Source organism: Mesorhizobium sp. M2A.F.Ca.ET.037.01.1.1 (assembly GCF_003998075.1).
In the GTDB taxonomy this organism is placed as follows: domain Bacteria; phylum Pseudomonadota; class Alphaproteobacteria; order Rhizobiales; family Rhizobiaceae; genus Mesorhizobium.
Window position 1 is genome coordinate 1 of sequence record NZ_RZSA01000119.1, and the last position, 10,284, is coordinate 10,284.

The window sequence follows — 10,284 nt, forward strand, 5'->3', positions numbered from 1 at the left end:
GGCAACGGGTTCATGAGCGGACTCGACGCCGAGACCGAAGCGGTGGTGTGCGTGCCGGCGACGTTGCTCCAGCGCGCAGCCGAGATCCTGTCGCGCACGCCGGTGCGGGCCGGCGGAGAGGATTGCCATCCCAAGGAGAGCGGCGCCTTCACCGGCGAGATTTCCGCCGAGATGCTGAAGGACGCCGGCGCGAGCCATGTCATCGTCGGCCATTCCGAGCGCCGCGAACTGTTCGGCGACAACGATGCGACGGTCCATGCCAAGGCTTCGGCTGCCTGGCGGGCAGGGCTGGTGGCCATCATCTGCATCGGCGAGACGCGCGCCGAACGCGAGGCGGGCGCCACGCTCGATGTCCTGTCGCGCCAACTCGAAGGATCGGTTCCGACCAGCGCCACCGCGGCGAACACCATCATTGCCTACGAGCCGGTGTGGGCGATCGGCACCGGCCTGACCCCGACGGCGGCCGACGTCGCCGAGGCGCATGCGCATATCCGCGGCAAGCTGACCGGTTTGCTCGGCGATGCCGCGGCCAGGATGCGCATTCTCTATGGCGGCTCGGTCAAGCCGTCCAACGCGGTGGAACTGCTCGGCGTCGAGAATGTCGACGGCGCGCTGGTCGGCGGCGCCAGCCTGAAGGCGGCCGACTTCCTGGCGATCGCGGAAGCCTACATGAACATCTCTTAGAGAACGTCACCTCGGCTTCAGCGGCATAAATCGTTGTATCGGCCGCATTGCTTCCCATATTCCCGGCCACGGGCTTGGAAATGCCGTCAAAGCATTGTAAGGAGCCGCCTCCAAAACACCGGTCGTATGCGCGGCAGCGCTTGGCCTCGCCAGGATAAATTATGGAAACCGTACTGATCGTCATCCACCTCATGGTCGTGCTCGCCCTTGTCGGCGTGGTGCTGCTGCAGCGCTCCGAAGGCGGCGGCCTGGGCATCGGCGGCGGCTCCGGTTTCATGACCGCGCGAGGCGCTGCCAATGCGCTGACCCGCGCAACCGCGATCCTGGCGGCTGCGTTCTTCGTGACCTCGCTGGCGCTGTCGATCCTTGCCCGCTACGGCGAAAAGCCGATCGACATTCTCGACCGTCCGGCGACGTCGAGCCAGGGCAGCGGCGTGCTCAACCAGCTGCCGGGTTCCAATGGGCCGGTGGGCACCTCCAAGCCCGCGGCTCCGGCCAGCGGCACGACTCCCGCGGCTCCGTCAGGCGGTACGACGACCACGACGCCTCTTGCCAACGGCACCATGGCGCCGGCTCCGGGGACAACGCCTGCTCCGGCTGCGCCAGCGCCGGCAGCCAACGGCGTCACCTTGCCGGTCACGCCGCAGGTTCCGAACCAGTAGCCAGCCAAGGACCGGGCCGCGATCTGTTGTTCTTTGAACACAGTCGCGGCAAATGCGCGTCCGATCACAAAGATTCAACCGGGCGTGGCGCCTGCCTCAGCTTGAGGCGATGACGGCTAATCGATTATAGATTGCCCGCGGCACTTTATCGGCGTCCTTGGGGGGCGCCGGGCGATGCCGTGGGCAACTTGCTTTTGACAATCGGATCTTCGCCATGCAGCTTCGCAGCTTCATCCTCCTGGGAGTCTGTGCCGTCCTCGGCATGGGTTCCGCGGCCTTTGCCGGACCGGCAAACCTGGCCACTTCCCCGTCGGTAGAGACGACCGACGCAATTCCAGTCGTCGCCGCCAAAAGCGACGCATCGCAGCTGAGGCTTCTCAAGAAGAAGAAAAACCCGACTTCGGACGACCTTGCGCAGATCAGCAAGCTCGAGGCCAAGATCGTGGCCGACAAGGAAGCCGCCAAGCAAAAGGCGCTCGAGGCTCGCAAGTTGGCGATGCGCGAGGCGGCAAAGGCCAAGGCAGACGCGGCGCGCCAGGAATGGCTCGCCAAGAAGGGCGGCGGGGCGGCCGCATCTGAAGTCGCCGACGCCAAACCGGCCAAGAAGATCACCAACATCCTTGCGCCGCTGGAGCCGATAGCGCCGCTCGTTCCGGTCAAGGCCGAGGAGCCGATCCCGGCGGAAGCCATGAACATCACCGCCACCGGCAACAACGGTGAATTGCGCAGTGAGCAGCCCGGCCAGAAGCAGACGAGCAGCGGTGGGCTGTTCGCAGGCCTGTTCGGCGGCGCCTCGGTGTCCTCGATCAGCTATCTGCCGGAGACACGCGCGCTCGATTCGGCGTTGGCCAAGAAGGACGCCAAGCGGCCCTTCAAGGTTAAGCCGGAATTCGTGCCGCAGGACGTCACGTTCACCGGCTATGAGCCGGGCACCATCGTCATCGACACCAGCGCTCGCCGCCTCTACCTCGTCGAGTCGTTTTCCACTGCGCGCCGCTATGCCATCGCTGTCGGCCGCGAAGGCCTGCAGTTCAAGGGCACCGTCGCGGTCGGCGACAAGCAGGAATGGCCGCGCTGGATCCCGACGCTCGACATGCAGAAGCGCGAGCCGAAGCATTACGGCCAGTACAAGGACGGCATGCCCGGCGGCGGCGAGAACCCGCTCGGCGCGCGCGCCATCTACCTCTATGACGGCAAGAAGGACACGCATCTGCGCATCCACGGCACGATCGCGCCGAACTCGATCGGAACCAGCGCCTCCAACGGCTGCTTCCGCATGATCAACGAGCACGTCATGGATCTCTACAGCCGCGTCAAGATCGGCACGAAGGTCGTTATTATCTAACGATTTCCATCATACTGCCGAAAGGGCCGGCACCGCCGGCCCTTTCGTTTTGACTGAATCCAAGGCTGTTCCTTATGGAGCATGATCTTTCCCGAAAACCGGTTTCCACTTTTCGGGATCATGCTCTAGAGGCACCCGCGCCATTTTGGAAAAAGCCTTCGCGGCGGTTTTTTCTCTGGCGGAATCAATCAGGCCGCGTTAAGCGATGACTCCCATGGCGCGATATGTATTCATCACAGGCGGCGTGGTTTCCTCACTCGGAAAAGGCATCGCCGCAGCAGCTCTTGGGGCTCTCCTGCAGGCGCGAGGCTATCGCGCGCGGATCAAAAAGCTCGATCCTTACCTCAATGTCGATCCCGGAACGATGTCGCCATATCAGCATGGCGAAGTGTTCGTGACCGATGACGGCGCCGAGACCGACCTCGATCTCGGCCATTACGAGCGCTTCACCGGGCGTTCCGCGAACCAGCAGGACAACATCACCACCGGCCGCATCTACAAGAACATCATCGAGCGCGAGCGGCGCGGCGATTATCTCGGCGCCACCGTGCAGGTGATCCCGCACGTCACCGACGAGATCAAGCATTTCGTGCTGGACGGCAATGACGACTACGATTTCGTGCTGTGCGAGATCGGCGGCACGGTCGGCGATATCGAGGCGATGCCTTTCCTGGAGGCGATCCGCCAGCTCGGCAACGACCTGCCGCGCAACAACGCGGTCTATGTGCATCTGACGCTGATGCCCTATATCCCGACCGCCGGCGAACTGAAGACCAAGCCGACGCAGCATTCGGTCAAGGAACTGCGCGGCATCGGCATTGCGCCCGACATCCTTCTGGTGCGAGCCGACCGGCCGATCCCGAAGGAGGAGCGGCGCAAGCTGTCGCTGTTCTGCAACGTGCGCGAAAGCGCCGTCATCCAGGCGCTGGACGTGCCGCATATCTACGACGTGCCGATGGCCTATCACCAGGAGGGGCTCGATTCGGAAGTGCTCGCCGCCTTCGGCATCGACCCGGCGCCGAAACCGCGCATGGAGCCCTGGCAGGCGCTGTCCAAGCGCATCCACAATCCGGAAGGCGAGGTAACCATCGCCGTTGTCGGCAAGTACACCGGCCTCAAGGACGCCTATAAATCGCTGATCGAGGCGCTCTCGCATGGCGGGCTCGCCAACCGGGTCAAGGTCAAGCTCGACTGGATCGAGAGCGAGATCTTCGAGAAGGAGGATCCCGCTCCCTGGCTGGAAAAGGTGCATGGCATCCTCGTTCCCGGCGGCTTTGGCGAGCGCGGCTCGGAGGGCAAGATCCTGGCGGCGAAGTTCGCGCGTGAGCGCAAAGTGCCTTACTTCGGCATCTGCTTCGGCATGCAGATGGCCTGCATCGAGGCGGCACGCTCGCTGGCTGGTGTCGATCACGCCTCGTCGACCGAGTTCGGCCCGACGGATGAGCCAGTCGTCGGCCTGATGACCGAATGGCTGAAAGGCAACATGCTTGAGAAGCGCCGGGCTACCGGCGATCTCGGCGGCACGATGCGGCTCGGCGCCTACCAGGCCGAACTCGCCAAGGGCTCGAAAATTGCGGACATTTACGGCGACACGCAGATTTCCGAGCGCCACCGGCACCGCTACGAGGTCAACATCGACTACAAGCAACGGCTGGAAGAGTGCGGCCTGGTCTTCGCCGGCATGTCGCCCGACGGCGTGCTGCCGGAGACGGTCGAATATCCGGACCATCCCTGGTTCATCGGCGTGCAGTACCACCCCGAGCTGAAGAGCCGGCCGCTCGAGCCGCATCCGCTGTTCGCGAGCTTCATCTCGGCGGCAGTGGACCAGTCGCGCCTGGTTTGAACCATCGGCTGGCGAACCAGCTATGCAAACCTATGTCGCGCTGCTCTACAGCATAGGCCTCGGCGAAGGCCGGCGCCTTGTTATGTCGGACTTCAAGGCGATGGCCGAAGGTCTCGGCTTCAACAATGTCCGCACGCTGGTATCGACCGGCAACCTGGTCTTCGAGGCGCGAGCTGGCGAAATTTCGAAACTTGAGCGTCCGCTGGAAAAGGCCTTCGAGAAAACTTTCGGCCGCCATGTCGATATTATCGTGCGCTGCGCAGAGGATTGGTTGAAGCTCGCGGCGTCTAATCCGTTCCCTGCCGAATCGGCGGAAGCCGGCGACCAGATCGCGATTCGGGTGATGCGCCAACCTGTCGCCGACGAAGCGCTATCGGGACTTCAGGCCCGCGCGGCCGACGATGAGAAGGTGCTTTTGGTCAATGGCGATATCTGGCTCGTCTTCTCGCGCGAGCGGCCGAACTCGCGGCTGCTTGCAGCCGCCAATCACAAGCGCTTCGGCGTCGGCACGTCGCGAAACTGGAATACGGTGCGCAGGCTGGCTGAGATGGTTAGGGGAATAGGGGAATAATTGTCTCCCTATTCCCTTACTGACCTACTCCCTTACTCCCCCATTCTTATGCCTTCGCCATCTTCGCCCCGGCGCCGAGCGCCATAGTGCGCAGGACGTAGTAGACGGCGCCGGCGATGGCCACACCGAAGAACCAGCCATAGACGCCCCACCAGGAGGGCAGCAGGTTGGTGAAATTGGGCAGGATCGAGGAGAAGATCGCGCCGATGCCGGCGGCGATGAAGGCGTTGACGTGCCAGCCGCCCTGGAAGCGGAATTCGCCGTCCTCGCGATAGAGCGCTTGAACATCGACCTCGCTTTTGCGGATCAGATAGTAGTCGACCATCATCACCCCGAAGATCGGTCCCATCGTCGCTCCGATGATGCCGACGAAATGCGCGGCGCTGCCTTCCCAGGGCGCGAAGGGATAGAGCACCAGCGCAATCAACGCCGCGATGTAGCCGCCTTTCTTGAAGTCGATCTGACGCGGGAAGACATTGGAGAAGTCAAAGGCCGGCGAAACGAAATTCGCCACCACGTTGATGCCCAGCGTCGCCACCGCGAAGGTGAGTGCTGCAAGGGCCGCCAGGAACCAGCTGTCGAACTTGGCCGAGATCTGGTCGGGGTGCAGCAGCACTTCATGGTAGACGTCGTAAGCGGCGATCGTGGTGACGCCGGCGACCAGCGAGAACAGGATGAGGTTGACCGGCAGGCCCCAGATATTGCCCTTGCGAAGGGCCGCATTGTCCGGCGCGTAACGGGCGAAGTCGCAGAAATTCAGATAGAGCGCCGAGAAATAAGTCACCCAGATCGCCGCGGCACCGAAGAGCGCGGTCCACGATCCCGGGTCGCCTGGAATGCCGGCGTCGGCGGTTTTCTCGCGCAGCACGTCCATCGGGATGTCGCTGGTAAACGCGAAAGTTCCGGACTTCACGCACAGATAAATGGCCAGAAGCAGCATCATCACCCACACGGCGGGACCGGCCCAGTCCTGGAAGCGGCGCACCGTCTCCATGCCTTTCTGGATGATCAACAGCTGCAGCGCCCAGATGATGACGAAGCAGATCACCTCCAGGGTCGAATGCCCCAGAAGATGCGAGCTCTTGTTGAACTCGTCGAACCATTGGAGACGCGTCAGCAGCGCCACGATGGCGCCCGACGCCGCGGCCGTCTGAGCGCCGTACCAGAAGCAGGCGACGATGGCGCGCACCAGCGCCGGAATGTTGGCGCCCCAGATGCCGAAGGAGGCACGGGCTAGCACGGGGTAGGGCACGCCGGTCTTCACGCCGGCATAGCCGACCATGTTCATCAGCGCGTAAATGATCAGCGAGCCGATGCCGATGGCGATGATGAAATTGACGAAGCCGCCGCAGAACAGAAACAGGCTGGCCGCCAGATAGTAGCCCCAGAGGCTATGGACGTCAGAAGTCCAGACATTGAAGATCGAAAACGGTCCCCAGTTCCTGACCGTTGCCGGAGCCAGATCCTCGTTATAGAGGTCAGGCGATGCGCCTTGAATTGTCATTGTCGTTGTTCCCCTTCTTGCAAAACGCGCCCTCACGCGTTTAACCGCGGAGGTTAAGCCTGACGCTGGGGAACCGGCAAGTAATCCATTTGCCGGCTTTCGCCTTAAAGACATTCAATGAGAATCGCCGTTATCTGCCGCCTCGAAGCCTGCATCGGTCGAGTCGCCATGAGCGCTTTCTTGATCGCACAGGTGTCGGCCGGCGGGTTCCGAAGTTTTTCCATCGGCAACCAAATTTGTTTGGAACCAATCCGCCGGACGTGCGTTTATGCGGGTTCGACTGCGTTGCGGTCGGCCGGGAGGATAATCATGGATCGCTTGCATTTCTTTACCCCAGTGCGAATTGCGCGTGGGCAGGGATACCCTGTGGAGGAAGTCGATAGCGTCTCCGAGGCGATGGTGTTCCTGCGGAAATGGCCAACGGGAAGACGCGGCCCGGTTTATCAATGCGCCCTGAATTGCTGTACGGCGGCTATGTCGGGCAAGATGTCGGCTGAGGAAGCGCGGAAAGCCTTTGTCGGCTTCGCCCGCATCACTCGGCTGCTCGACGACGACATGGCGCTGCCACTGGGTGGCGCGTCGATGGACAATGTCTACGCGCTGCGGCGCTAGGCTCGAAAAATCCTTTAAATCAATGTTCTGCGCCGGCAACGACGCAGCACGTTGGGTTTTTGTGGTTCCCAGGTTCCGCACCAGGACGGCTTTGGGAGCCGATGTTTTGACCCGTCAAAAGCGCAGTTTCGCTCTCTGCCAATTTCTAGAAGTCGACGCTTCGAAGCAACAAAGCGTTGAAAATACTTATACGATTTCGGCGTGAAGTATCTTTAAACCTGTTGGCGCTATCCCTACGTCCTCGTTGTTATGTCTATCAGGGCAACATCGATGTAACATTCTCTTACGCCACGCCTTTCTCACGGGGGACTCGGGAGGCGCGGTCACTTTTCCAAACAATGAGCAGCCCGACCGTTCGACGCGCCTTTGGTGCGTCGAGCGTCTCGGCGCGAAATCTCCCCGCTTTGTCAATCAACACCAGCCGGGTGGCGGCCGGGTGAACGAACCCGCGCGCCCTTAGGAGACTAGACATGGAAGCCCTAGAATATCTCGGCCCGATGAAATGGACGGCGATCGAGATCGCCGTGCCGGCTATCGTGCTGGCGATCCTGTTCTGGCGGAGCGGCATGGTCCGCTACATCCCGAACGACCGGCTCGGCATCCTGGAAAAACTATGGAGCTTTCGCGGCTCCGTCAGTGATGGCTTCATAGCGCTCAACCGTGAGGCTGGCTACCAGCCGGAAGTCGTGCGCGGCGGCCTGCATTTCTTCATGCCCTTCCAATACTCGATGCACCGCGCCGATCTCGTCACCATCCCGCAGGGCCAGATCGGCTATGTCTTTGCGCGTGACGGCAAGCCGCTGCCGCCGACGCAGACACTTGCTTCCAACACAGATGCCGACGATTTCCAGGATGTGCGCGGGTTTCTCGAAAAAGGCGGACAGAAAGGACCGCAGCGCAAGATCTTGCGTGAAGGCACCTATGCCATCAATCTCGCGCAATTCATCGTGCTCACTGCCCAGTCGATCTATGCCGTCAATCTGAGCTCGTCGGAACAAAACCTTTTTGCCAACATGTCCAGCATGATCTCGGAGCGGGGCGGCTTTGAGCCGGTCGTCATCCACAATGCCGAGGACATGATCGGTATCGTCACCATCCATGACGGTCCGGCCCTGCCGGACGGCGAGATCATCGCGCCGACCGTGGCCAACGATCCGAACGACCCGAACTTCCACAACAATTTCCAGGACCCGGAGAAGTTTCTCAATGCCGGTGGCTACCGTGGCCGGCAGCTGCAGGTGCTGGCCGACGGCAGCTACTTCCTCAATCGCATTTTCGCGACCGTCGAACTGGTCGAGAAGACGATCATCGACGTCGGCACGGTGGGTGTCGTCGTCTCCTATAACGGCCGCCACGGCGCGGACATATCCGGGCAGGCGTACCGTCACGGCGAGCTGGTCGAAATCGGCGCGCGCGGTGTCTGGTCGACGCCGCTGCTGCCGGGCAAGTATGCGTTCAACACCTTTGCCGGCACTATCATCACCGTGCCGACCACCAACTTCGTGCTCAAATGGACGAAGGAGCAGTTCGGCGATCACAGGCTGGACGAGAACCTGTCCGAAGTATCGTTGATCACCAAGGATGCGTTCGAGCCTGTGCTGCCGCTCTCCGTCGTCGTGCACATCGACTATATGAAGGCGCCGCTGGTGGTACAGCGTTTCGGTGACATCAAGCGGCTGGTCGAACAGACGCTCGATCCGATGGTTTCCGCCTATTTCAAGAACATCGCCCAGACAAAGACGCTGATCCAGCTCTTGCAGGAGCGCAGCGACATCCAGCGCAAGTCAGGCGAGGAGATGCGCGAAAAATTCAATTCCTACAGCCTCGAACTGCAGGAAGTGCTGATTGGCACGCCGCGTGCCGCCGATGGCCAGAACAGCATAGAGCAGATCCTGATCCAGCTGCGCGAGCGCCAGATTGCGGTCGAAAAGGTCGAGACCTACAAATTGCAGGAGAGGGCGGCCACTCAGGAACGTACCTTACGTGAGAAAGAAGCGCTGGCCGAACAGCAAGCCAAGATCACGACCTCGGCACTTACCATCGAGATCAGCGAGAACGAGGGCAAGGCGCAACTCGCCCGCACCCGTCAGGAGGCGGAAACCATCCAGGTCACCGCCAAGGCGGAGGCGGAGAAGGTGCGCCTCGCCGGCCAGGGCGAGGCCGATATGATCAAGGCTGTCGCGCTTGCCGATGCCGAGCGCATCAAGGCGACCGGTTTCGCGGAGGCCGAGAAGGTGCGCGCGCTCGGCCTGGCGGAGGCCGAGGCCACCGAGAAGAAGGTCGCGGCTTTCGGCGGACCGGACTATCAGCTCAACTCGCAGGTTCTCATGCGCTTCGCCGAGGCGATCGAGAATGGCAGGCTGCCGCTCGTGCCGCAGATCCAGATCGGCGCCAATGGCGGCGAGAAGGGGGCCGCCAACGGCCTCGTCGAGATGATGCTTTCGATGCTCGTCGCAGACCGGGTTGGACGACAAAACCTGCCGGGTGCGGTCCCGGAACCCGTTGAGGAGGAATGATTGAGGATGGGCCGGTCGCACCGGCCCATCTCGCGTGGCGCGTTGATGGGCAATGTCTACGCCTTGAGGCGCGGCGCCAGGCTGAGCCACGATGCTGGTCGAGGGCCCCGCGCCGATGTCGGCGCGGCAGGCCTCTTTCTCGACAAGGTCCGACTAAGTCAGTTCCGTGCCAATAGTTTTTTGGGCGCAAGCCAGAATGGCGGCAGGCAAAGCGGAATAGCCGACAGCAGAAGCATCTCGTCCTTGACCTCGACGCCGAGCTCGTCGGCGACGAAGCGTCGGCGCGCGGCGAAGCGGGCCGCGAGCGCCGGATAGCGCTCGGCGATCGTCGCGCGCAGGCCCGCGTCTGCGAAGGTCACGGCGTCCTCGCAGTTGAGCGTCACGCCGTCGGGCATCGGCACGGGAATGATGTCGACCTGGAACGGCATGCCGGAGGCCAGGCGCTCCGTCGAGCCCGGACGTATCGGCGAATGCATCCACTCGTCGAGGCCGACAAGATGGCCGGGATTGAGGGCCGGCCGCAGCCTGCCACGGGCCAGGGTCGAGA

8 protein-coding genes and 1 pseudogene are annotated in these 10,284 nt (G+C 62.3%); 7 read left to right on the forward strand and 2 right to left on the reverse strand.

From position 1 onward, the window contains the following. The 5 genes from tpiA to EOA27_RS08810 all read left to right on the forward strand — a co-directional run. On the forward strand, positions 1-684 hold a 684-nt coding region (tpiA, locus tag EOA27_RS08790; protein WP_127255970.1), incomplete at its 5' end, for a triose-phosphate isomerase. A gap of 161 nt (positions 685-845) precedes the next feature. After that, positions 846-1,346, forward strand: a complete 501-nt coding sequence (gene secG / locus EOA27_RS08795; RefSeq protein WP_126082668.1) for a preprotein translocase subunit SecG — start codon at positions 846-848, stop codon at positions 1,344-1,346. A 214-nt stretch (positions 1,347-1,560) separates the two neighbouring features. Then, the gene (locus EOA27_RS08800) at positions 1,561-2,691 is read left to right on the forward strand and encodes a L,D-transpeptidase family protein (protein ID WP_126082669.1); all 1,131 of its coding nucleotides are present in this window, start codon (positions 1,561-1,563) and stop codon (positions 2,689-2,691) included. 205 nt (positions 2,692-2,896) lie between these two features. Beyond that, positions 2,897-4,534: a CTP synthase gene (locus EOA27_RS08805; RefSeq protein ID WP_126082670.1), complete on the forward strand. Its 1,638-nt coding sequence runs from the start codon at positions 2,897-2,899 to the stop codon at positions 4,532-4,534. 22 nt (positions 4,535-4,556) lie between these two features. Next, entirely contained in the window at positions 4,557-5,105 is a 549-nt protein-coding gene (locus tag EOA27_RS08810) for a DUF1697 domain-containing protein (protein ID WP_126082671.1), read from the forward strand. Between the two features lie 46 nt (positions 5,106-5,151). Here EOA27_RS08810 and EOA27_RS08815 read toward each other — a convergent pair whose 3' ends face one another. Continuing rightward, entirely contained in the window at positions 5,152-6,609 is a 1,458-nt protein-coding gene (locus EOA27_RS08815) for an NCS1 family nucleobase:cation symporter-1 (protein ID WP_126082672.1), read from the reverse strand. Positions 6,610-6,918: 309 nt separating this feature from the next. On the opposite strand from EOA27_RS08815, the gene EOA27_RS08820 reads away from it, so the two are divergent. Together EOA27_RS08820 and EOA27_RS08825 are read left to right on the forward strand one after the other, a co-directional pair. Beyond that, positions 6,919-7,221, forward strand: a complete 303-nt coding sequence (locus EOA27_RS08820; protein ID WP_042642716.1) for a DUF982 domain-containing protein — start codon at positions 6,919-6,921, stop codon at positions 7,219-7,221. Positions 7,222-7,691: 470 nt separating this feature from the next. Continuing rightward, positions 7,692-9,737, forward strand: coding sequence for a flotillin family protein (locus tag EOA27_RS08825; protein ID WP_126082673.1), 2,046 nt, complete (start codon positions 7,692-7,694; stop codon positions 9,735-9,737). 158 nt (positions 9,738-9,895) lie between these two features. Here EOA27_RS08825 and EOA27_RS40550 read toward each other — a convergent pair. Further along, a pseudogene (locus EOA27_RS40550) lies at positions 9,896-10,284 on the reverse strand (Xaa-Pro aminopeptidase); the annotation flags it as partial.